The organism is Mycobacterium sp. G7A2 (genome assembly GCF_041902445.1).
In the GTDB taxonomy this organism is placed as follows: Bacteria; Actinomycetota; Actinomycetes; order Mycobacteriales; family Mycobacteriaceae; genus Mycobacterium.
Genome location: NZ_CP169251.1, coordinates 2,417,990 through 2,440,913 on the forward strand (window position 1 = coordinate 2,417,990; position 22,924 = coordinate 2,440,913).

Annotated in this window: 19 protein-coding genes and 1 tRNA gene; 8 read left to right on the forward strand and 12 right to left on the reverse strand. The window is 67.6% G+C overall.

Going from position 1 to position 22,924, the window contains the following annotated elements:
- The first annotated feature begins 30 nt into the window (after positions 1-30).
- Positions 31-609 carry a TetR/AcrR family transcriptional regulator gene (locus ACEWX3_RS11690; protein ID WP_374159485.1) on the forward strand — a complete coding sequence of 193 codons (579 nt, stop codon included), beginning with the start codon at positions 31-33 and terminating at the stop codon, positions 607-609.
- Positions 606-2,144: a glycerol-3-phosphate dehydrogenase/oxidase gene (locus ACEWX3_RS11695; RefSeq protein WP_374159486.1), complete on the forward strand. Its 1,539-nt coding sequence runs from the start codon at positions 606-608 to the stop codon at positions 2,142-2,144. Before ACEWX3_RS11690 ends, ACEWX3_RS11695 begins: the two co-directional genes overlap by 4 nt.
- A gap of 65 nt (positions 2,145-2,209) precedes the next feature.
- Here ACEWX3_RS11695 and ACEWX3_RS11700 read toward each other — a convergent pair whose 3' ends face one another.
- Positions 2,210-3,085: a LysR family transcriptional regulator gene (locus tag ACEWX3_RS11700; RefSeq protein WP_374159487.1), complete on the reverse strand. Its 876-nt coding sequence runs from the start codon at positions 3,083-3,085 to the stop codon at positions 2,210-2,212.
- Between the two features lie 87 nt (positions 3,086-3,172).
- On the opposite strand from ACEWX3_RS11700, the gene ACEWX3_RS11705 reads away from it, so the two are divergent.
- The gene (locus tag ACEWX3_RS11705; protein ID WP_374159488.1) at positions 3,173-3,922 is read left to right on the forward strand and encodes an SDR family oxidoreductase; all 750 of its coding nucleotides are present in this window, start codon (positions 3,173-3,175) and stop codon (positions 3,920-3,922) included.
- A 91-nt stretch (positions 3,923-4,013) separates the two neighbouring features.
- Here ACEWX3_RS11705 and ACEWX3_RS11710 read toward each other — a convergent pair whose 3' ends face one another.
- From ACEWX3_RS11710 to aceE, 7 genes are all read right to left on the reverse strand, one after another.
- Complete coding sequence (locus ACEWX3_RS11710; RefSeq protein WP_207066735.1) at positions 4,014-5,435, reverse strand: acyl-CoA carboxylase subunit beta; 1,422 nt, start codon at positions 5,433-5,435, stop codon at positions 4,014-4,016.
- A gap of 16 nt (positions 5,436-5,451) precedes the next feature.
- Positions 5,452-6,705: a 3-oxoacyl-ACP synthase KasB gene (gene kasB / locus ACEWX3_RS11715; RefSeq protein WP_207066734.1), complete on the reverse strand. Its 1,254-nt coding sequence runs from the start codon at positions 6,703-6,705 to the stop codon at positions 5,452-5,454.
- Between the two features lie 46 nt (positions 6,706-6,751).
- The gene (gene kasA / locus ACEWX3_RS11720; protein ID WP_207066733.1) at positions 6,752-8,002 is read right to left on the reverse strand and encodes a 3-oxoacyl-ACP synthase KasA; all 1,251 of its coding nucleotides are present in this window, start codon (positions 8,000-8,002) and stop codon (positions 6,752-6,754) included.
- Positions 7,999-8,301, reverse strand: a complete 303-nt coding sequence (gene acpM, locus ACEWX3_RS11725; protein ID WP_152517701.1) for a meromycolate extension acyl carrier protein AcpM — start codon at positions 8,299-8,301, stop codon at positions 7,999-8,001. Before acpM ends, kasA begins: the two co-directional genes overlap by 4 nt.
- Positions 8,302-8,371: 70 nt before the next feature.
- Entirely contained in the window at positions 8,372-9,301 is a 930-nt protein-coding gene (locus tag ACEWX3_RS11730; RefSeq protein WP_221358806.1) for an ACP S-malonyltransferase, read from the reverse strand.
- 140 nt (positions 9,302-9,441) lie between these two features.
- Positions 9,442-10,731: a PucR family transcriptional regulator gene (locus ACEWX3_RS11735; protein ID WP_374159489.1), complete on the reverse strand. Its 1,290-nt coding sequence runs from the start codon at positions 10,729-10,731 to the stop codon at positions 9,442-9,444.
- Between the two features lie 227 nt (positions 10,732-10,958).
- Positions 10,959-13,748 (reverse strand): pyruvate dehydrogenase (acetyl-transferring), homodimeric type, encoded by a 2,790-nt coding sequence (aceE, locus tag ACEWX3_RS11740; protein WP_221358631.1) that lies wholly within the window; start codon positions 13,746-13,748, stop codon positions 10,959-10,961.
- Between the two features lie 195 nt (positions 13,749-13,943).
- On the opposite strand from aceE, the gene ACEWX3_RS11745 reads away from it, so the two are divergent.
- The 4 genes from ACEWX3_RS11745 (at position 13,944) to ACEWX3_RS11760 (ending at position 15,836) form a co-directional block, all read left to right on the forward strand.
- Positions 13,944-14,522: a hypothetical protein gene (locus ACEWX3_RS11745; protein ID WP_221358633.1), complete on the forward strand. Its 579-nt coding sequence runs from the start codon at positions 13,944-13,946 to the stop codon at positions 14,520-14,522.
- Between the two features lie 102 nt (positions 14,523-14,624).
- Entirely contained in the window at positions 14,625-15,050 is a 426-nt protein-coding gene (locus tag ACEWX3_RS11750) for a DUF3052 domain-containing protein (protein ID WP_152517697.1), read from the forward strand.
- Entirely contained in the window at positions 15,050-15,511 is a 462-nt protein-coding gene (locus ACEWX3_RS11755) for a peroxiredoxin (RefSeq protein WP_374159490.1), read from the forward strand. Before ACEWX3_RS11750 ends, ACEWX3_RS11755 begins: the two co-directional genes overlap by 1 nt.
- Positions 15,512-15,761: 250 nt before the next feature.
- A tRNA-Val gene (locus tag ACEWX3_RS11760) sits at positions 15,762-15,836 on the forward strand.
- A gap of 7 nt (positions 15,837-15,843) precedes the next feature.
- Here the strand turns inward: ACEWX3_RS11760 and ACEWX3_RS11765 are convergent.
- The gene (locus tag ACEWX3_RS11765) at positions 15,844-16,731 is read right to left on the reverse strand and encodes a universal stress protein (protein ID WP_207066728.1); all 888 of its coding nucleotides are present in this window, start codon (positions 16,729-16,731) and stop codon (positions 15,844-15,846) included.
- A gap of 235 nt (positions 16,732-16,966) precedes the next feature.
- Here ACEWX3_RS11765 and ACEWX3_RS11770 point away from each other — a divergent pair, with 235 nt between their 5' ends.
- Positions 16,967-18,502 carry an APC family permease gene (locus tag ACEWX3_RS11770; RefSeq protein WP_374159491.1) on the forward strand — a complete coding sequence of 512 codons (1,536 nt, stop codon included), beginning with the start codon at positions 16,967-16,969 and terminating at the stop codon, positions 18,500-18,502.
- Between the two features lie 117 nt (positions 18,503-18,619).
- Here ACEWX3_RS11770 and ACEWX3_RS11775 read toward each other — a convergent pair whose 3' ends face one another.
- The 3 genes from ACEWX3_RS11775 to ACEWX3_RS11785 form a co-directional block, all read right to left on the reverse strand.
- Positions 18,620-20,575 carry a primary-amine oxidase gene (locus ACEWX3_RS11775; RefSeq protein WP_374159492.1) on the reverse strand — a complete coding sequence of 652 codons (1,956 nt, stop codon included), beginning with the start codon at positions 20,573-20,575 and terminating at the stop codon, positions 18,620-18,622.
- Positions 20,576-20,712: 137 nt separating this feature from the next.
- Positions 20,713-22,422 (reverse strand): amidohydrolase, encoded by a 1,710-nt coding sequence (locus ACEWX3_RS11780; protein ID WP_374159493.1) that lies wholly within the window; start codon positions 22,420-22,422, stop codon positions 20,713-20,715.
- Between the two features lie 12 nt (positions 22,423-22,434).
- Positions 22,435-22,830, reverse strand: coding sequence for a VOC family protein (locus ACEWX3_RS11785; protein ID WP_374159494.1), 396 nt, complete (start codon positions 22,828-22,830; stop codon positions 22,435-22,437).
- Positions 22,831-22,924 lie beyond the last annotated feature (94 nt).

A 22,924-nucleotide genomic window follows, 5' to 3' on the forward strand; every position in this document is an offset into this window, starting at 1 on the left:
TCGCGTCGGTCATGAGTTACAGTATTACAGATGGTGTCAATCCGTAAATCTCCGCAGAGTGTCGAGGCGCGGATCCTCGATGCCGCCGCGGCGTGCATTCTCGCCTACGGCGTGGAGCGGACCACCTTGACCGAGATCGCCCGGCGCGCCCGAGTCAGCCGGCCGACCATCTACCGTCGCTGGCCCGACATCCGGTGGGTCATCGCCGAGTTGCTGACCCTGCGGATTGCCGGGGTGCTCGACGCCGTGCCCGACGCCGGTGCCGGCCGGGAGGCGATGGTCGCGCGAGTGGTCGCGGTGGCTCAGCATCTCCGCGGCGACGACGTGGTCATGTCGGTCATCCACAACGCCCCCAACATCGCCATCACCTACATCACGAGCCGGCTGGGCACCAGCCAGCAGATCCTGGTCGACGCGCTGGCCGAGGCCATCAAGTCCGGCCAGAGCGAAGGCAGCATCCGCGCCGGCGACGCCCACCAGATGGCGGCCATGTGTCTGCTCATCACCCAGTCGACCATCCAGTCCGCGCAGATGGTCGCCGACCTGCTCGACGCGGACTCGCTCGACACCGAGCTGGCCCACTCACTGAACGGATACCTCAAACCGTGAGCGATGCAACAGCATTGAACAAGTCCCGACGCTCCGCCGAGCTCGCCGAGCTCGGTGACGGCAACAGCGTCGACATCCTGGTCATCGGCGGAGGCATCACCGGGGTCGGCATCGCGCTGGACGCGGCGACCCGCGGCCTGTCTGTCGTGCTGGTCGAGAAGCACGATCTGGCCTTCGGAACCAGCCGGTGGAGCTCCAAGTTGGTCCACGGCGGCTTGCGCTACCTGGCCACCGGCAACGTCGGAATCGCACGTCGTAGCGCGGTCGAACGACACATCCTGATGACCCGCAACGCGCCGCATCTGGTGCACGCGATGCCGCAGCTCGTTCCGCTGCTCCCCGAGATGAGTCGGGCCTCGCGCGCATTGGTGCGGGTCGGATTCGCCGCCGGGGACGGGCTGCGCAGGCTGGCGGGAACGCCGGCGGCGACGCTGCCCCGCTCACGAAGGGTCGACGCGCGGCGGGCCGTCGAACTCGCGCCGACGGTGCGCACCGACGGACTCGACGGTGCGCTGCTGGCCTACGACGGACAGCTCATCGACGACGCTCGCCTCGTCACCGCGGTGGCCCGCACCGCCGCCCAGAACAACGCCAAGATCCTCACCCGGGTGGCGGCCTCAGACGCCTCCGGCACCTCCGTCACGCTGACCGACACCGAGACCGGGGAATCGATGACCGTCGCCGCCCGAGCGGTGGTCAATGCGACCGGGGTGTGGGCGGGGGAGTTGGACCCTGCGCTGCGGCTGCGTCCCAGTCGTGGGACCCACCTGGTGTTCGACGCCGCCGCGTTCGGCAATCCTGTTGCTGCGCTGACGGTACCGATTCCCGGTGAGCTCAACCGGTTCGTGTTCGCGATGCCCGAGCAGCTGGACAGGGTGTATCTCGGGCTGACCGACGAGGACGCCCCCGGCCCGATTCCCGATGTGCCGGAGGCGACCCCGGACGAAATCTCGTTCCTTCTCGACACCGTCAACACGGCGCTGGCGCTGAGGTTGACGCCCGCGGATGTACTCGGCACCTACGCCGGGCTTCGGCCACTCATCGACACCGGTGCGGGCAACACCGCGGACGTGTCGCGCGACCACGCCGTGACAGAGTCCGAATCCGGGGTGCTCAGTGTCATCGGCGGCAAGCTCACCGGATACCGCTACATGGCCGAGGATGTCATCGACCGAGCAGTGCGACTGCGGTCGCTGACAGCGGGACCGTGCCGGACCCGCAACCTCCCATTGGTGGGGGCGCCGGCCAACCCGGTGGCGACCTTGCGGACGCCGGTCGGACTACCCGGTTCGCTGGTGGCGCGCTACGGCGCCGAGGCGCCCAATGTCATCGCCCGGGCGACCTGTCCGCGGCCCACCGACCCGGTGGCCGACGGAATCGACGTCATCCGTGCCGAATTCGAGTATGCGGTGACTCATGAGGGAGCCCTGAAGGTCGAGGACATCCTGGACCGGCGGACGCGGATCGGGCTGGTGTCCGAGGACCGTGCCCGCGCCGAAACCGCCGCGGCCGAGATGCTGGTCGAGACGGCGTAGGGGCCAACCGACGTCCCAGCGAGCGCGGTTCCTCGTCGCAGCCTCACGAATCCGGTCGTCGGGATCTAACTGGTGACGATCATCTCGCGTACCGCCGAGACGGTGTGCCGTTGCCAGAGGGCCTGAACGGGAACCTGGATCGCGGGGTGTAGATCGATCACCCGAACCCGTCCGTCCATCGCTGGGCCGGCTGCCGACGTGACGAATGCGATGGCGTCGGTGGTCAGGGGAGCGGCCACGGTCGCGGCTCCCTGGACGCGGCTGATGACGCAGTTGGGTTCGAACCCCGCCCGTCGGCACGCGCCGACCAGGAGGTCACTGTAGTAGGACGCGCCGGGCGGCGCCCACAGAACGATCTGCTCGTCGGCAAGTTCGTCGATCTCAACTCGCCGGCGGTGCGCAAGTCGATGGTCCCACGGAACGGCAAGGCGGACGCGGTGATAGCCGACCACCGCCCCAGCCAGGTCATCGGGGGGTACGACGCCGCGTCTGAGCCCCAACTGCACCGAGCCGTCGAGCACCGCTGAGGTCAGGTCCGCGGGGTAGAGCTGCCTGAGGGTGAAAGAACTATCGGGAAAGGCATCGATGGCGGGTTCCAGGATGGTGTACGCCTCGATGCCGCTGAGAGCCGGAGTGTGGCCGACGACGAACGTCTCAGCGGTGCTCGCTCCGATCTTCTCGACGTGTTCGGCGACGGTGCGTGCCGCAGCCAGCAGCACCCGGCCCTCGCTCAACAGCGTCTGACCCGCTCGGGTCAACGTCACCTGGCGACCCACCCGCGTGAAAAGTTCTGCGTTGAGGTCTTTTTCGAGTTGTCGGATCGAGCTGCTCAAAGCCTGCTGACTCAGGTGCAGTGCCGCGGCCGCCCGGGTGAACCCGCCGGATTCGGCGACGGCGATGAAGTGGCGCAGCCGACGCAGGTCAGGTTCGGGAGCCGTCATGCCCGCAGTCTATCCACAACCAAAAACTGTCGATAGCTCGGAAAGTACTGTTTTTGGTTTGTGGAAACGCTCTCTAGCGTGGACGCCATGACAACACTCAACGGAAAATCAGCGGTCGTCGCGGCCGGAGCGAAGAACCTCGGCGGTCTCGTCAGCACCCAGCTCGCGCGCCGCGGCGTCAACGTGGCGGTGCACTACAACAGCGCCGGCACCGAGGCTGACGCAGACCGGACGGTGCGGGCCGTCGAAGAGGCCGGCGCCCGGGCCATCAAGGTGCAAGGCGACCTCACCGTTCCAGGTAATGTTGCGAGACTGTTCGAGGCCGCAGCGGATGCGTTCGGCGGTGTGGACATCGCGGTCAACGCCGCCGGTAAGGTGCTGCGCAAGCCGATCGTGGAAACCACCGAAGCGGAATATGATTCGATGTTCGCGATCAACTCGAAGGCCGCGTACTTCTTCCTGCAGGAGGCCGGCAAGCGGCTCAACGACAACGGTTCGGTGATCACCGTGGTCACCTCACTGCTGGCCGCCTACACCGACGGGTACTCGACCTACGCCGGCGCCAAGTCGCCGGTCGAGCACTACACCCGGGCGGCCTCGAAGGAGTTCGGAGCTCGGGGAATCAACGTCAACAACGTCGCGCCCGGACCGATGGACACGCCCTTCTTCTACCCGCAGGAGACGCCCGAACGCGTCGAGTTCCACAAGTCCCAGGCGATGGACAATCGGCTGACCACGATCGAGGACATCGCGCCCCTCGTGGTGTTCCTGGCCGGTGAGGGGCACTGGATCAACGGGCAGACCATCCTGGCCAACGGCGGCTACACCACGCGTTAGACGAGACTCTGACGCAACGAACCGAGGTTCCCGGTTGTGATCCGTGCTGGATGCACAACCGGGAACCTCGGTTCGGCGAAAGAGCAGTGACTTACAGCGGGATGTTCTTGTGGCGGCCGCGCCGGGCGGGGGCCTCGGCAAGCGCCTGAGTCAGCTTCGACCGGGTGTGCGACGGATCGATCTTCTCGTCCACCACGCCGATCTCGATGGCCGAATCCACGCCGCCGGCGATCTTCTCGTGCTCGACCGCCAACGCCTCGTGCAGCGACTCGCGCTCGGCGGGGTCGGCGGCGGCCAGCTTCTTCTTGTGCAGGATGCCGACGGCTGCCTTGGCGCCCATGACGGCGACCTCGGCCTCGGGCCAGGCGAACACCTTGGTGGCGTTCAGCGAGCGGGAGTTCATCGCGATGTAGGCGCCGCCGTAGATCTTGCGGGTGACCAGCGTGACGCGCGGCACCGACGATTCGCCGAAGGCGTGCAGCAGTTTTGCGCCGCGCCGCACCACGCCGCCCCACTCCTGATCAACCCCGGGCAGGTATCCCGGCACGTCGACGATCACGACCAGCGGGATGCCGAACGCGTCACACAGCCGCACGAAGCGGGCGGACTTCTCGGCGCTCTCGGAGTTCAGACAGCCGCCCAGACGCAGCGGATTGTTGGCGATCACCCCGACGGTGCGGCCGGACAGCCGACCCAGGCCCACCACGATCGACGGCGCCCACTTGCCCTGGAATTCGTCGAACGGGACACCGTCGTCGAGCAGCGCCTCGATCAGCGGGTGCACATCGTAGGCGCGACGCGACGACTCGGGCAGCAACGCCTTGAGGTCGGTGTCCTCGGCCTCGGCCTTGCTGCGGTCGAAAATACCCTGCTGGCAGAACAATCCGACCAGACGACGGCCCCGCTCGTAGGCGTCGAGCTCGTCATCGGCGACGATGTGGCACACACCGGATTTCTTGTGGTGGGCATCGGGCCCACCGAGGGAGACCATGTCGACGTCCTCACCGGTCACGCTGCGCACCACGTCGGGGCCGGTGACGAACACCTTGCTGTCGGGCGCCATGACGATGACGTCGGTGAGGGCGGGGCCGTAGGCGGCACCGCCGGCCGCGAAGCCGACCACCACCGAGATCTGGGGGACGTAGCCCGAGGCGCGGATCATGGCCTCGAAGACCAGTCCCACGGCGTGCAGTGCCTTGACGCCCTCGGCGAGCCGCGCTCCGCCGGAATGCCAGATGCCGACGATCGGGCTCTGCTCCTCGATCGCCACGTCGTAGGCGTCGACGATGTGCTTGCAGCCCTCGACGCCCATGGCGCCGCCCATCACCGTGCCGTCGGTGCAGAACGCGATGGTGCGCACCCCGTTGACCGTGCCCGCGGCGGCCAGCACGCCCGAGCGGTCGCGCTCGTGCAGCAGCTCGACGGAACCGTCGTCGAAGAACGTGGACAGGCGCAGCAGCGGATCGCGGGGATCCAGCGATTCGTTCACTGCCTCGGGGCTCATCGTCGTCATGAAATCTCCTGCCGTATCAGTACTTACCGAAGGCGAGTGCGACGTTGTGCCCGCCGAATCCGAATGAGTTGTTGACCGCGTATTCGTAGTTGCCCGGCCGCGGCCCGCCTGCCACCACGTCCAGATCGATCTCCGGGTCGAGGTTCTTCAGGTTCAAAGTGGGAGGCACGACCCCGTCGCGCAGGGCCTGCACGGTCAGGATGGACTCGACCGCACCCACCGCGCCGACCGAGTGACCCAACGCGGACTTGGGGGCGTACACCGCCGGGCGGTGGCCCTTCATGGCGTTGTTGATCGCGTGTCCTTCCGCGACGTCACCGACGCTGGTGCCGGTGGCGTGGGCATTGATGTGGCCGATGTCGGTGGGCTGCAACCCCGCCAACTGCACCGCGCGGCTCATCGCGTAGCCGGCCCGTTCACCGTTGGGGTCGGGGGCGACCATGTGGAAACCGTCGGAGGTGACGCTGGCACCCATCAGCCGGGCGATGATCCGGGCGCCACGGGCCTTGGCGTGCTCTTCGGTCTCGATGACCATCAGCGCGCCGGCCTCACCGAAGACGAACCCGTCGCGATCCCGGTCGAACGGCCGGCAGGCCCCGGCGGGGTCGTCGTTGTTGGTCGACATCACGATGCGCATCTGGGCGAAGCCGGCGATCGGCACCGCCTCGATGCGCTGCTCGACGCCACCGCAGATCGCGATGTCTGCCTCGCCGAGCACGATGTTGCGCCAGGCCTGCGCGATACCTTCGGCGCCGGACGCGCAGGCCGAAACCGGTGTCACGACACCGGCTTTGGCCCCACGCTCCAGTCCCACGACCGCTGAGGGGCCGTTGGGCATGTACATCTGCACGGCCAGCGGAGACACGGCCTTCATGCCGCGCTCACGCATGCCGTCATAGGCGAACACCAGCGCCTCGGCGCCGCCGAGGCCCGTCCCGATCGACACCAGCAACCGCTCGGTGTCGACCTCGGGGTTGCCGGCGTTCTCCCAGACCCGTCGGCCCAGTATGGTCGACATCTTCTGCGGGTAGGACATCCGCCGGTTCTCGACCTTGGTCAGCTCGGAGTCGAAGTCCTCGAGCAGATGCCCGCCGATCTTGACCGGCAGCTCGAACTGCTCGACGAACGGATCCTCCAGACGTCGGATCCCGCTCTTGCCTTCCAACAGTGCGCTCCACGTCTCCTCGGCGGAGGTGGCCACACTGGTGGTCATTGCGATGCCGGTGACGACGACATCCGGCAAACCGTTGCCTGTTGTCGGCGAAGCCATACTGAGCCGCGCGTCCTTTCTTGCCTAGTCCCAGGCGAGTCCCGTCTTAGTAGCGACCGAACGCCAGAGCGACATTGTGTCCACCGAACCCGAACGAGTTGTTGATGGCATACGAGAAGTCGCCGTATCGAGGCTCACCCGCGACGACATCGAGATCGATGTCGGGGTCGGGCGTCTCGTAGTTCAGCGTCGGCGGGATGACCCCGTCACGCAGCGCCAGAATGGTCAACGTCGACTCCAGCGCACCCACCGCGCCGATGGAGTGGCCCAGCGCCGACTTCGGCGCATAGACCGCGGCGTGCTCGACGCCGGCGACCCGAATCGCGTTGGCCTCGGCAACGTCGCCGATCGAGGTGGCCGTGGCGTGGGCGTTGACGTGGTCGATGTCCTTGGCGGACAAGCCCGCCGTCTCCATCGCCCGCTTCATCGCCTGACCGGCCCGCATGCCGTCGCTGGCAGGCGCCACCATGTGGAAGGCATCGGAGGTGATGCCCGCACCCATCAACCGGGCCAGCGGCTTGGCGCCGCGGGCCTTGGCGTGCTCCTCGGTCTCGATGATCATCAGTGCGCCGGCCTCACCGAAGACGAACCCGTCCCGGTTCTTGTCGAACGGCCGCGACGCACCCGCCGGGTCCTCGTTGTTGGTCGACATCGCGCGCATCATCGAGAACGCCGCGATGGGCAGCGCCTCGATGCCGCCTTCGACACCGCCGCAGACCGCGAAGTCGGCGTCGCCCATGACGATCTGACGCCACGCGTGGGCGATCGCCTCCGACCCGGACGAGCACGCCGACACCGGGGTGATGACCCCGGCGCGGGCGCCCAACTCCAGGCCGGCGACGGCCGCGGCACCGTTCGGCATGATCATCTGCACGGCCAGGGGCGACACCTTGCGGGGACCGCCCTCGTTCATCGCGTCATAGGTTTCGACGATCTTCTCGCCGCCACCCAGACCCGTGCCGATGACCACCGAGAACCGGTCGGGGTCGACCTCGGGCTTGCCCGCGGACTCCCACAGCCGGCCGGCCAGCAGCTTCGACATCCGCTGCACGTAGGACATGCGACGCATGTCCAGCCGGGTCATGTGGTCATCGACGTTGTCGACCAGGTGGCCGCCGATTCGCACCGGCAGGTCCCACTTCTCGACGAAGTCGTCGGTGAGAATGCGGATGCCGCTCTCGCCGGCCAGCAGACCCTTCCACGTGCTCTCGATGTCTGCGGCTAGGGCGGTGGTGGCCTCGACAGCGGTCACCACGACGCTCGGGAAACCGCCGTTAGCAGTGGAAGGTCTGGTCACGCGCGATCCGATTCGATCTGCGCCCGGATGGCCGCGGCGGCTTCGGGGTTCTCTTCCTCGAGCTTCTGGATGTAGGCGACCACGTCACCGACGGTGCGCAGACCGGCCAGGTCCTCGTCGGGGATCTTCACGCCGTACTTGTCCTCGGTCTGCACCGCGATCTCCACCATCGACAGCGAGTCGATGTCCAGATCGTCGACGAACGACTTCTCCGGGGTCACCTCGGAAGGCTCGATACCGGTGACCTCTTCGATGATCTCGGCGAGACCGGAGATGATTTCGTCCTGGCTGGCGGCCACAGTGGCTCCTTCTTGTTGGGTGTTGATACCTGTGTTGTTGCAGAATTTCTGACGTGCAGCTATGTACTTGTCAGCTGGCCGGATTGCGGAGGGCTTCCGCGAGTCCGTCCAGGTCAGCGGGGGATTTGATGGCGTGGTTCGCCACCCCCCGAAGTTCACGTTTGGCGATCCCGGACAGGGCGCCGGCCGGCGGGAACTCCACGACGGCAGACACGCCGCGCTCACGCAGCGTCTCGGTGCACAGGTCCCAGCGCACCGGGCGGGTCAGCTGGGCGACCAGCTTCGCCATCGCGTCCGCGGCCGACGACACCGGCCGTCCGTCGGCGTTGGACAGCAGCGTAACGCCGGGTTCGACCGGGTTGATCCGGTCGGCCACCGTTGTGTACCCGGGCAGCGCCGACGCCATGTACTGGGTGTGGAACGCGCCGGCGGTGGCCAGCTTGCGCACGCGGGCGCGTGCCGGGGGATCCTCGGCCAGCTTCTCCAGTGCTGCCAGTGCGCCCGCCGCCACGATCTGTCCGGCGGCGTTGCGGTTGGCCGGCACCAGGTCCAGGGCCTCGAGCCGGGCGAGCACCTCGGCTTCGTCGCCGCCGAGCAGCGCCGACATTCCGGTGGGCTCCAGCGCGCAGGCCTTGGCCATCTCGGCGCCGCGGGTGGCGGCCAGCGAGACGGCTTCATCGGCGGAGATGACTCCGGCAATGGCGTAGGCGGCGATCTCACCGACCGAATGTCCGGCGGCGATGATGTCCTCGTCACCGGTCAGCACGTCGCGCCGCGTCATCTCTTCGTGGGCCAGCAGGGTGGCGGCCACGACGAGCGGCTGGGTCACCGCGGTGTCGGTGATCTCCTCGGCGGTGGCAGTGGTGCCGAGGCGAGCGAGGTCCAGACCGCTGATCTCCGACCAGGCGGCCACACGCGACGCGGCGCCGGGCAGTTCGAGCCACTCGGCGAGCATGCCGGGGGTCTGCGAACCCTGTCCGGGCGCGAGGAGAGCAAGCACTGTCTGGGGCACGTCTTTAAGAGAACATTGTGAAGACGGTTTTGCGCCGTGTAAGAGATTATGAACCTTGTCTTAGGTTTTTGTAGATCTTGTACAAAAGCGCATGTGATGCGACGCCATCGACACTCGGCCGCAATCTGCTAAAGCTGCGTGCGGCCCTCAATTGTGACCGAGGCAACACTGCCGGTGAGCCCGGATCCGGTGGCAGGGGAGCCGGCGGGGTGGGCCTGGCGAGCCAACCGGGCCACCGTGGAGGCCACCCGCAACACATAGGCGTCACGCGGCACCGTCGGATCACGCCCGGTGAAATCGGCGATCCGCTTGAGGCGGTACCGCACCGTGTTGGGATGAACCACCAACCGGCGCGCGCAGGCCTCGATGGCGCCGCCGGAGTCCAGATAGGCGTCCAGGGTGTCCGTCAGCGCGGGTCCGGCATCGGAGAGCGGACGCATCACCTCGGCCTCCAGCGCCGCGGCCGCGGTGACATCGCCGAGCAGCGCCCGCTCGGGCAGCAGCTCACGCGCGGCGACCGGTCGCGGCGCCCCCGTCCAGCCCGCTACCGCGTTCATCCCCGCGATCGCCTCGGTGGCGCTGCGGTGCGCGGCGCCCAGCGTCGGTGCGGTCGGGCCGATCACCACCGGCTCGTCGGCGAACACCGTCATCAGGTCGGCGAGGAACCGGTCGGTCGGCGACAACCCGCCCGAGACGATGGCGACCAGCCACGTGCCGTGCACATCGGACAGCGCCGCCCGGCCATTGCGGTTCGCAACGGCGTGGACGTCCTCGCCGGCCACGTCGGCGCGGCCTGGCCGGGGCAGCCCCACGATCACCGTCGCCGGCGCGGTCGCGTCCCAGTTCAGCGCCGCAGCCTGGGACTGCAGCTCCGGCCCCACATCTCCGCGCACCACGGCGTCGACCAGGTTGGCCTCCATCCGGCTGTCCCAAGCGCCACGCGCCTCAGCCTGATCGGCATAGGCAGTGGCGGCCGCGAATGCCAAGTCGCGGCTGTAGCGCAGGATGCCCGCCGTCAGTGCCGTGAGCTGCTCCTCGGAGCGGGCCAGCAGCGGCACCACCTCCTCGAAGAACTCCATGGTGGTGCGCACCATCTCCACCGACTGGCGCAGCGCGATCCGTCGGCGCAGATCCTGCGGAACCACTTCGAACGCCTGGGCGGTGTAGCTGACGTCGCTCTGTGGGTCGCGCATCCACTCCACGAAGTTCATCACCGCGGTCTGCACCACCAACTGCACGCTCGCGCGCTGCGAGGCCTCCAGCTCGGCGAAGAACGGCAATCGCTCCTCGAGGGCGTGGACGGCCTCGGTGGCCAGCCGGCCGGAGTACTGCTTGAGGCGACGCAGCGCGGAGTCGGGCACCGTCTCGAGCACCTCGAGCGTGGATTTCGGCGGAACGTACCGATGGTTGTCGGTCATTCCTAAAAGCTACGCCCCTGTTCTGGCGGTAACCTCCAAGTCGCGGCCGGAGGTTGTGGCTACGCGACTCGCGACCGGATGTCGTCGCTACGCGACCCGCGGCCGGATGTCGTCGCTATGCGACCCGCGGCCGGATGTCGTCGCTACGCGACTCGCGGCCGGATGTCGTCGCTACGCGACCCGCGGCCGGATGTCGTCGCTACGCGACCCGCGGCCGGATGTCGTCGCTACGCGACTCCGGGGTCCGACGTCTGTTCCGGCGCCGCCATCACATCATCGATCTCGTACCGCTCGGCAGCCTTGACTGCCACGTCGATGTCGAGGTTCCCGTCCCGGGCCAGCCCCTCCAGCACGGCCACCGCGATCGACTCCGCGTCGGTGTTGAAGACCCGTCGCGCTGCCGGGCGGGTGTCGGAGAAACCGAACCCGTCGGTGCCCAGCGTCACGTAGGTCCCCGGTACCCACGGCCGGATCTGCTCCGGCACCGCGCGCATCCAGTCCGACACCGCAACCACCGGACCGGTGGCATCGGCGAGGGCCTTGGTCACGTAGGGGGTGCCCGCGGGACGCTCGGGGTGTCGCAGCCGTTCCTTCTCGATCGCCACGCCGTCGCGGTTGAGCTCGCCCCAGCTGGTCACCGACCACACGTTCGCGGCGACGTCCCAGTCCTCGGCCAGCAGCTCGGCGGCCCGCAGCGCGTCGGGCATCGACACCCCCGAGACCAGGATCTGGGCGGTGTGGCTCTTCTTCTCCGGCGCCGGCCGGTACAGGTAGATGCCGCGCAACAGCCCCTCGACGTCGAGCCCCTCCGGCTCGGCCGGCTGGGCGTAGGGCTCGTTGTAGATCGTCATGTAGAAGTAGACGTTCTCGGGGTTCTCCCCGTACATCCGGTGCAGGCCGCTCTCGATGATGTGCGCGATCTCGTAGGCGAACGCCGGGTCGTAGGCGACCACCGCCGGGTTGGTCGACGCCAGCAGCAGCGAATGCCCGTCGGCGTGCTGCAGGCCCTCACCGACCAGCGTGGTGCGACCGGCCGTCGCGCCGAGAACGAAGCCGCGCGCCATCTGGTCCGCCGCCGCCCACAGTCCGTCGCCGGTGCGCTGGAACCCGAACATCGAATAGAAGATGTAGATCGGGATCATCGGCTCGTTCTGGGTGGCATACGAGGTGCCCACCGCGGTGAACGACGCCGTCGAACCGGCCTCGTTGATGCCCTCGTGCAGGATCTGGCCCACTTCGCTCTCCTTGTAGGCGAGCATGAGCTCCGCATCGACGGCCGTGTACAGCTGACCGTTGCGGTTGTAGATCTTGAGGCTCGGGAACCACGAGTCCATGCCGAAGGTGCGCGCCTCGTCCGGGATGATCGGCACGATTCGCTTGCCGATCTCCTTGTCGCGCAACAACTCTTTGAAGGTGCGGACCGTGGCCATCGTGGTGGCCACCTCCTGCTTGCCCGACCCCTTCTTCAGGGCCTTGTAGGTGTCGGGGCCCGGCAGCGTCAGCGACTTGGTCTTGGTGCGGCGCTCGGGCACGAAACCGCCGAGCGCGCGGCGCCGGTCGAGCAGATAACGGATCTCCGGCGCTTCCGGCCCGGGGTGGTAGTACGGCGGCAGATACGGGTTGTCCTCGAGTTGCTCGTCGCTGACCGGGATGCGCTGGCTGTCGCGGAACTGCTTGAGATCCTCCAAAGCCAGCTTCTTCATCTGGTGGGTGGCGTTGCGGCCCTCGAAGTGCGAGCCCAGCTGGTAGCCCTTGATCGTCTTGGCCAGGATGACGGTGGGCTGCCCCTTGTGTTCCATCGCCGCGTGGTAGGCCGCATAGACCTTGCGGTAGTCGTGCCCGCCCCGTTTGAGATTCCAGATGTCCTGGTCGCTCATGTCCTGGACCAGCGCCTTGGTGCGCGGGTCACGGCCGAAGAAGTGGTCGCGCACGTACGCGCCGTCGTTGGCCTTGTAGGTCTGGTAGTCGCCGTCGGGGGTGGTGTTCATCAGGTTGACCAGCGCGCCGTCCTTGTCGGCGTGCAGCAACGCGTCCCACTCGCGGCCCCACACCACCTTGATGACGTTCCAGCCCGCGCCCCGGAAGAACGACTCCAGCTCCTGGATGATCTTGCCGTTGCCGCGCACCGGCCCGTCCAGGCGCTGCAGGTTGCAGTTGATCACGAACGTCAGGTTGTCCAGACCCTCGTTGGCCGCCACCTGGATCAGCCCGCGGCTCTCCGGCTCGTCCATCTCGCCGTCACCGAGGAAGGCCCACACATGCTGGTCGGTGGTGTCCTTGATGCCGCGATCATGCAGGTAGTGGTTGAACCGTGCCTGGTAGATCGCGTTCATGGGGCCCAGCCCCATCGACACCGTCGGGAACTCCCAGAAGTCCGGCATCAAACGCGGATGCGGGTAGGACGGCAGCCCGCCGCCGGCGTGGCTGTGCTCCTGGCGGAACCCGTCGAGTTGGTCTTCGGTCAGGCGCCCTTCCAGGAATGCGCGGGCGTAGATGCCCGGCGACGCGTGGCCCTGGATGAACACCTGGTCGCCGCCACCCTGATGGGCCTTGCCGCGGAAGAAGTGGTTGAAGCCCACCTCGTAGAGGGCCGCCGAGGACGCGTAGGTCGAAATATGGCCGCCGACACCCACTCCGGGGCGCTGCGCGCGGTGCACCATGATCGCGGCGTTCCACCGGATCCACGCGCGGTAGCGACGCTCCACGTCCTCGTCGCCGGGGAACCAGGGCTCCAGCTCGGTGGGGATGGTGTTGACGTAGTCGGTGGACGTCAACGCCGGAATGGCGACGCGCTGTTCACCCGCGCGTTCCAGCAGTCGCAACATCAGATAGCGCGCGCGGGCCGGACCGGACCGTTCGAGCAGGCCGTCGAAGGATTCCAGCCATTCGCCGGTCTCCTCGGGGTCGATGTCGGGCAGATACGACGCAACACCTTCGCGAATGACCCGAACGCGGTCGGGTTCTGCTGTGCTACTGGAGTTTTGAGCCAGGTCCTGGCGCACGAACTCGGTGGTCAACTTCCGCTCCTTGTTAGGCGGGGTACTTACGCATCGATCGGCGACGGGGTTTCCTCGCCTCTGCGGTGCGCGCGGACTCTATCCTTCTCCAATCCTGCCCCATCCGCACCGCCGGGTGTGGCCAGTGCGGCGAACAGACATATCGGCCGGGATCGCCGGGTCAACCCGCAGGCGAGACGGTAACGTCTGCAGACTGTGCTGATCGGTTGGCTGCGCACCCCTCGTGCACGGCTCGCCGCGCAGGTGACCGGCGCGCTCGCGGCGCTGGCGATGATCATCGTGGGGTGCACCAGCGTCACCGATGGCGAAGCGGGCGTCTCTGCCGGCGATGCGCCCGCGTACCGGGCGTCGGTGTCGGCATCCCTGGAGGAGTCCGCCGCCAGCTCCAGCGCCCGCGAGTCCGAACGCCAGTCGTCGGTGACCGCCGAGGCGGTCAAGTCGGTCTGCGAGTCGATGAGCTCCAGCAGCGCCGAGGCGATCGGCGCCGTCAACGTCTACGTCGACGCGTTCAACACCAATGCCGGTGACGTCGGCCCGACCGCCGCTTCGGCGATCGACGCGCTCAACGCCAGCGCCGACCTGGTGGTCAGCAGCATCTCCGGACCGTTGACCCCTGAGCTGCGCGACGCGCTGACCAGGTGGGTCGATGCCGCCCGGGCCGTGGCGACGGCGATCGCGGGCAATTACGGCGCGGAAGAGTTCAACGCCGCGATCGCCGAATTGAACGCTTCCAAGACCAGCGCGTTGGACCTTTGTGACGCCGCATATCGATGAAGTGTTCGGCCAGCGGCTTGCTGTGAGAGCACGGCGTGCGACGATAAGTAGAGAACATGGCGAACAACACACCGTGTCGAGTCGGCTGAAGGAGGATTGACCGTGGTGTCGGCGGGTGACCCCCCGAACTACGCCCGCAGTCTGGGCATCCAAAAAGATCAGGTTGTGCAGGAGTTGGGGTGGGACGAAGACACCGACGACGACATCCGAGCCGACATCGAGGAGGCGTCCGGCAGCGAACTGCTGGATGAGGACGCCGACGAAGTCATCGACGTGGTGCTGCTGTGGTGGCGCGACGGTGACGGCGACCTCGTCGACGCGCTGATGGACGCCATCACCCCGCTTGCCGACGACGGCGTCATCTGGGTGGCCACCCCCAAGACCGGCAAGCCCGGTCATGTGCTGCCCGCCGAGATCGCCGAGTCGGCTCCGACCGCGGGCCTGATGCAGACGTCGTCGGCAAACCTGGGGGACTGGATCGCGACCCGTCTGGTCCAGCCGAAGTCCAAGGCCGCCGGCCGGCACTAGTGCTCGCCGTCGGTGAGCAGGCCCCGGACTTCACGCTCAAGGACCAGAACAACCAGCCGGTGACGCTGTCGGGGTTCCGCGGCGAGCGCGCGGTGCTGCTGGTGTTCTTTCCGCTCGCGTTCACCGGCATCTGCCAGCGCGAACTCGACGACATCCAGGACCGGATCGGCGAGTTCGTCAACGACGACCTGGCCACACTGGCCGTGTCCGTCGGGCCGCCGCCCACCCACAAGGTGTGGGCCACTCAGCGCGGTTTCACCTTTCCCGTGCTCGCCGACTTCTGGCCCCATGGCGCGGTCAGCCAGGCCTACGGGGTGTTCAACGCCGATGCCGGTTATCCCAACCGCGGCACCATCGCCGTCGACCGGTCGGGGATCGTGCGCTTCGCCGACTGCAGACAGCCCGGCGAGGGCCGGGACGCGGCGGTGTGGGCGGCTGCGTTGGGTGCGCTTCAGGCCTGATCCGGCGCCGGGCGTGGCGGGCCGCTCGCTCGCCGGGAGTAACGATCGGCGGTGCTTGACCCTGGGGGGTACCGCGCTGCGCTGCTCGGCCCTGGCGGGGCGTACCGCGCCGCCGTGCTCGACCCGACGAGCGTGAACTCCTTGCGAAAGAACCGCCGACTTTTCGCACTCAGTTCACGCTCGACGCCCGATCAGGGACGGGTCGGGATTTCCCGTCGGGCACCTGCGCGTTGTAACCTGCCCTGCGATCGGGCGCGTAGCTCAGTGGTAGAGCTCTGGTTTTACACACCAGCGGTCGGCGGTTCGATACCGTCCGCGCCCACCAGGCCGCCTCAGTCGCCGTCGATGCTCGCGTCGTCGCGGGGAACCACCACGATCGGAATCTGGAGCACGCGCAGCATCTTCGCCGCGGTCGAGCCGAGGAAGATCCGCCGGCGTTGGGCCAGCCGACTGGACCCGACCATGATCAGGTCACCGTCATGCCATTCGAGCTTGTCGACGGCTGCCTCCACCGTCGGTCCGTCGACGACAGTCGATGTCACCGGAAACGACGCCGGAAGTACCGATTTCGCGGCCTCCAAGGTCGCGGTGGCATGGTCCAGCGCCTCCGCACGAATCGACTCGGCAGTGTCGTCGGTGCGACGGATCGCGTGCTGATCCAGCGCGACGAGCGACACCAGTCGCAGTGGGGTTCCCGCGGCCTGGCTGATCCGCACGGCGGTGTCGAGCAGGAGCCGGGCACCTGCCCGGGTACCGATCGCGCACGTCACCGACCGGACTCGCTCGACGTCGGAATGGCGGGTGCCCCGGGGCGCGACGGCCACCGGCACCGGCGACGAGTGCAGGAGGTCGTTGACCACCGACCCCAGGGAATAACCGCCGGCCAACCCTCCGCCGGCTCCGCCCACCACAATGGCGTCGGCCTCCAGCCGCACCGCCTCGGCGGCCAACCGCTCGGCGACGGCGTCATCGAACATGAGGTGCGTGGTGGTGCGAACACCATCCGGTACCAGGGCCAGCGCCTCGGCCAACCACTGTTTCGCCTGCTCGGCGAGCACATCCTGGTAGCCCGCGCTGAACGCGAGGTCGGGTTGCGCTCTGGTGGGTGGCAGCACCATGCAGATGTCCACCTCGGCGCCCAGGGTGCGGGCCAGCCGGACTGCCAGCGCGACGGCGTCGGCGCCCCCGGAGGTGGCGAGATAACCCACTAACAGCTTCATCAGGACCCGATCCTGTCGTCATGATCGATACCTGATTGTGTCCGAGCCGGGCGCGGCGCACCGGCGTTTCCGGCAGGCGCATCCGGTCCGCACGACGTTTCGTCTCGGCCTGCCTCCCAGGTCCGCCTGCGACCGCACAGGTTGGGCAAGTCGAGTCGGTGAAAGTCGATGCCCTCGCGGTCGCACCGCCGTTACGATCAGCGGGCACATCACCTCCTGAACAGGCGAGGTCCTCATGCAGATCGAGGCTCACGACCCTCATCACCGTCCTGAAGCAGACCTCCAGGACAAAGGGCTCTCTCACAACGCGGTCGGACTGTTCGGCGGTACTGTCCTGGGCATCTCCTCGGTCGCTCCGGCCTATGCCCTGACCGCCACGATCGGCATCCTGGTCGCCGAGGCAGGCACGAAGATGCCGGTGGTGATCATCGCCGGCTTCCTGCCGATGTTCTTCGCCGCGTACGCCTACCGCGAACTCAACAAGGTGGCGCCCGACTGCGGGACATCGTTCACCTGGACCACCAAGGCCTTCGGCCCCTACATCGGCTGGCTCGGCGGCTGGGCGGCCGTGCTGGCCACCGTCATCGTGTTGTCCAACCTGGCCGGGGTAGCGGTCCAGTTCTTCTATCAGTTCATCGGCGACCTGGCAGGCAGCGAGACCATCGCCGCGCTGTGGGAGAACAAGCCGATCAACGTGCTCACGTGCCTGGTGTTCCTGGCCATCGCCACCACGGTGGCCTACCGCGGCATCACCACCACTGAGCGGGTCCAGTTCATCCTCGTCGGATTCCAGATGGTGGTGCTGCTGGCATTCGGCATCGCCGCGCTGGCGAAATCCGGATCCTCGGACACCGGGATGTCGTTCAGCTTCGACTGGTTCAGTCCCGCGGGCCTGACGATGTCGGCGTTCATCGCGGGTCTGTCCGGGTCGATCTTCGCGTTCTGGGGCTGGGACACCGCACTCACCGTCAACGAGGAGTCCAAGGATTCCGACAAGACCCCGGGTCGCGCCGCGCTGCTCTGCGTGGTGTCGATTCTGTTGACGTACCTGCTGGTCGCGGTGGCGACACAGATGTACGCCGGCGTCGGCACCGACGGCGTGGGTCTGGGCAACCAGGAGATCGCCGACAACGTCTTCGGCGCGCTCGCCGAGCCCGTGCTCGGTGGGCCGCTGCACCTGTTCCTGTTCCTGGCCGTGGTCGCGTCCAGCGCGGCCAGCCTGATCACGACGTTCCTGCCGACATCTCGGACCATGCTGGCGATGGGGACCTACAAGGCGTTCCCGTCCCGGTTCGCCACCATCCACCCCCGGTTCCTGACGCCGTCCTTCGCGACGATCGCAGCGGGCGTCGGTGCAGCGGTGTTCTATTCGACCCTGACGTTCCTGTCCGAGAGCGTGCTCACCGACACCATCTACTCGCTCGGCATCATGATCTGCTTCTACTACGGGCTGACCGCGTTCGCCTGCATCTGGTACTTCCGGCACGAACTGTTCGCCGACGTGGGCAGTTTCGTGTTCAAGCTGCTCTTCCCGCTGCTCGGCGGGCTCGGTCTGCTCGGCGTTTTCCTCGTCACGTTGCGCGACAGCGCTTCTCCCGATTACGGCAGCGGCGCCAGCATCGGCGGCGTCGGCCTGGTGTTGATATTGGGGCTCGGGCTGATCCTGTCCGGCGTCGTGTTCATGCTGGTCCTGCGTGCACGCCAACCGGCGTTCTTCCGCGGTGAAACGCTACGCGTGGACACACCAGTTCGCGTCAAGGACACCCACTAGTTTCCCCATCTGCCTGCCGGTACCCATGCGCCGCGTCGTCGGTGGCGAGTTCTCGACGGCATCTCTGTCGGCGCATGCGCGTCGCCTGCTCGGCCGAGAGATCTCCACGGCGTCCCGTCAGTGCATGTGGGCCGCCCGATCGGGGCCGAGGTGCTCGGCTGTGCCGGTGTGGCAGGTCGCGCCCTCGGCCTTCGGCGTGGGCGCCACATCGATCGACGGGTTCTGGTCGAAGAACCCGGAAGGCTTGAGCCAGAACGACACCGTGTCGACGGGCATGATCGGCCATTCCTCGACCCTGGTGATGTGGTGGATGCCGAAGACGTACCAGAGGACGACGTCGGCGTTCTCGAGCGGTGCGTCGTCCTTGACCCACTCCGTCATGCCGGTGTCGACGGTGGACTGGGTCGGATACCTACCGCACGGCCAGCGCTCGTCGTCGTCGTGTCGCGTGACCCACAGCGTGTGGCCGATCACCGGCGCCCGAAGATACTGCGGCGTGGTGGGATCCATCAACGCCGGGAACGCCGCACCCGGAATCAGCTTGTAACCCACCTGGGTGCCGTGCCGGTTCACCTTGTCCGGGTTGACCACCTTCCAACCGCGCTGGGTGTTCCAGTCGAAATCGCGGGCACCGCTGGCCTCTGACGTGATCGGGGTGGACCTGGTGACCAGAGCCAGGCCGTGGGGGTTGTCCTCCGACACGGGCGGTGCGACCGAGTCGACCTCGACGACCGTGTTCGCCGACCCGTCGACGTCGAGATCCAGTCGCGCCACCAGGAAGTGCTGGTGGAACGGCGCGTAGGTGCGGTTGTCGACGACGGTGCCATACGGTGGCGCCGGCTCGCCCTCCGCGTACGGGGTCGTGACCATGATCCCGGTCGCACGCACCTCGCACTCGATGTTGCCGTCCTGGTAGAACCGCCAGTAGACGAGGTACTCGTAGTTCGCCACGGTCACGTGGCAGGAGACCACCATCCGTCGCTGACGGCGCACCTCGGCACCGGTCACCAGATCGACATGCTTCCAGAGCACCGCGTTGTCTTCTTCGTGCAGACAGATGGCGTTCTTGATCTCGTACGGTGCACCGGCGGTGTCGTGCAGCACCGCGTCGACGTAGCGGATCTCACCGAGGCAGTCGCAGCCCAGTTCCAGCGAGGTGGTCATGAAACCGAGCCCCCACTCGCCGATGTCGAAAGCGGTTCGGCGGTAATGATCGAACGTGGGGTCGCGGTAGGGGACCACCATCTCGGCCAGCGACATCCGGTAGGCGATGTCACGCCGCACCCCGTGATCGTCATAGGCGACCTGATAGATCACCGGACCCTCGCGATAGTTGAAACCCAGACGCATAGACCAGTTCTGCCAACGCAATTCGGTGCCGTCGACGGTGAACGACGTGCCTTCGGGCTGGGTGATGTGCAGCGGCTTGAGATCGGTGCGTTGTTGACCCGTCCACGGTCCCGGCACGTATTCGCCGTTCACCGCCGGCATTCCGACGTCGAACTCATCCTCGATCTCGAGGAGTTCGAGGGTGTTCATGTCGACGACGAGCTTCAAGCCGGAAACAGGGTGGGCGTAGGGGTTCCCGTCGGGCGACTCACGGACCCAGAGGTCGCACCAGCCCAGTCGGCGGTCGCGGTACCTCTCGGGCATCAGCGCTCTGCCGTAGGTCCAGACGTCGACGACGACCCGGCTCATGTCGGTGATACCGCGTTCACCGAGCTTCGCCACCACGTCCGGGTGAGTGCGCATGGCTTCGTCGACCTCGTGGAACTCGTCGACGGTGAAGTTCGGGGTGACGTCGGGAATGTGCTGGACCGAAAGGACGGTGCCGCCGGTGAGATCGACGGTGGCTTCGTAGGTCTTGTTGTCCGAGCGGTTCCACACCACTGCCAGCGCATGCCGTGGAACCGGGTCTCCGGTTCGCCACGCCAGCACGTCGTTCTTCGGTGGTTCCACCAGCTCGATCGACGCGAACCGGAAGGTGTCGCTGACATGCCCGTCCCGGCGGAGTATCTCCGCGGTGCGGCTGAACTCGTCCGCACTCAGAGGTTCCAAAGGGTGAGACGCCATGGGCCGACCGTCCTCTCAGAGGTGCCAACTCCACTCCGGCCGATGAGGGCACGACCAGCTGGTGGCTACGCGACGATACCTCCACGAGGCGGTCGCGGTGGCCGAAAAGAGTCCGGTGCCGGCGGGAGGGGACCCGGCTAGCAGCAGCCGGTGGCCTTGCGCTCAGCCAGATGCGCGTGGGCCGAGTTGTCGCCCGCCGCCACGGCGCCGAGGAACTCGTCGAGGTCGATTCGCCGCCCACCGACCCACGTGCCCGACACCTGCACGGAGTCGATGAGTTCGTCGGGCTGCACCGCCCACGGGTCGGCGCTGAGCTCCACGAAGTCGGCGAGCTTGCCCGGCGCGATCGACCCGACCAGATGATCCCGGCGCAGTGTGCGCGCGGCGTCGATGGTCTGGGCCCGCCAGGCCGCCTCCAACGAGATCGCCTGCTCTGCACAGTGCATCCCACCGTTGCGGGTCCGCCGGGTCACGGTGGTGGCGATGTTGGTCACCGGGGTGGGCGGGGACACCGACCCGTCGTTGTGCAGCGACACGCACGCCCCCGAGTCGACCGCGTCGGCGAACGCCTGCCAGCGGGCGCCGTGCGACGGGTCGAACATGGCGCCGTCGAGCAGATCACCCCAGTAGTAGTACTGAAACGGCGCCAGCGAGACGTGCACGCCTAGCCGCGCGGCCCGGTCGAAATGCGCCCGGGTACCCGCCCCGCAGTGCTCGAGGCGCCAGCGGTGATCGCTGCCGAGCAGGCCGTGGCGGTTCAGGGCGTCCTCGTAGGCGTCCAGCGCGAGATCCAGCGCCAGGTCACCGTTGGCGTGGAACGCCATCTGCCAGCCTTTCGGGGCGGCGTGGTCGAGGATCTCGTCGAGTTGGGCGCGGGAGTAGTTCATCGAGTGCGCTCCGCCCGCGGTGGCGGGATCGATGCCGGCGGTGCGGGTCGTCTCGGTGTCCAGGTAGGGAAACGAGATCGCGATGTTGCCGACCCACGGTGAGCCGTCGGTCCACAGCTTCACCCCGGCCTTGGTGAGCCACGGTTCGCCGGCGGTGAATGTGGCGGGCTCGGTGTAGGTGTCGGTGATCGACATCTCCCACATGCTGACCCGCAGCGGGCAGGACGGCGCCGCGGCCAGCGCCTCGTAGCCGGCGGCGAACTTGGGGTCGTAGGTCATGTCCGAGGCGGAGGTGTAGCCACCGCGAGACATCAGCGCGTAGTAGTGCGCCGCGGACACCAACGGGTCACCGAGCTGCGCCATCAGCGGCCCCACCACCGCGGTGACGACCGGCAGTTCGAAACCCTGGCCGTTGAGCGAGCCGTCGGCGTTGCGTCCGTAGTGCGCAGCGACCGGGTCGGCAGGCGGGTCGGTGTCCCAGCCGTGCAGCCTGATCATCGCCGAGTTGAAGTACACCCCGTGCCCGGAGTTGTCGGTCACCACCGTGACCCGGTCTCCGAAGATCGCGTCCAGCTCGTCGGCTTTCGGCGACGGGTGGCCGTGCAACAGCGCGTCGTAACCGGTGAACCACAACGGGGTGTCGGGGTCGGTGTCGGCCAGCGCCTCGCTGAACACCTTCTGCACATCCGCCCACCTGGGCGCATCCCACGGTGCGATCGACCGGGCGGGAGCCTGGGTGGCGACGCCACTGATCAGCGGATGGCCGTGCGGCTCCACGAATCCCGGGGCCAGTGCCGCAGCGCCGGTGTCGACGACGTCGGCCTCGGGCAGTGCGGCGCGGCAGTCGTCGAGGCTGCCGACGGCGACGATGCGGTCACCGGAGACGGCGACGGCCTGGGCCCGCGGCGCGTCCTCCTCCATCGTGATGACGGTGCCGGCGAGCAGGACAAGATCAGCCATGTGGTCAGTCTGTCACCCGGGGGGCGCGAAGAACTCCAAAGCGATGCCATCGGGGTCACGAAAACTGACCCCGGAGCCATAGTGCGCGTCGACGATCCCGCCGTGGGATACCCCGAGCGCATCGAGTCGTCCGGCCCAGGTCTGCAGTTCCGCGCGTGAGGCGCAGCCGAAGGCGACATGGTCGAGCCCGGCCCGGAATTCGGAGAACGTCTCGTCCGGGGCGGCCGTGGCGTGTTGGTGGATGCCGAACAGGGTGCCGTCGCCGAGCTGCCACACCACGTGGTGGAAGCCGGCGTCGGTGTCCTCGTCGAGCACCGGGTCGCTGTCGAACAGCGCCCGGTACCAGGGGGTGCTGACGGTCAGGTCGCGCACGGTGACCGCGACGTGTGCCAGTGCGGGGAAGCTCATCGCACCACTCTGCCCGACGAGGAGCCGACGCAAGGTTCGTTCAGGCGGAAACTGCCGCACCGGCCGGCACCGGCTGCCCAGATGGACGGGTCCG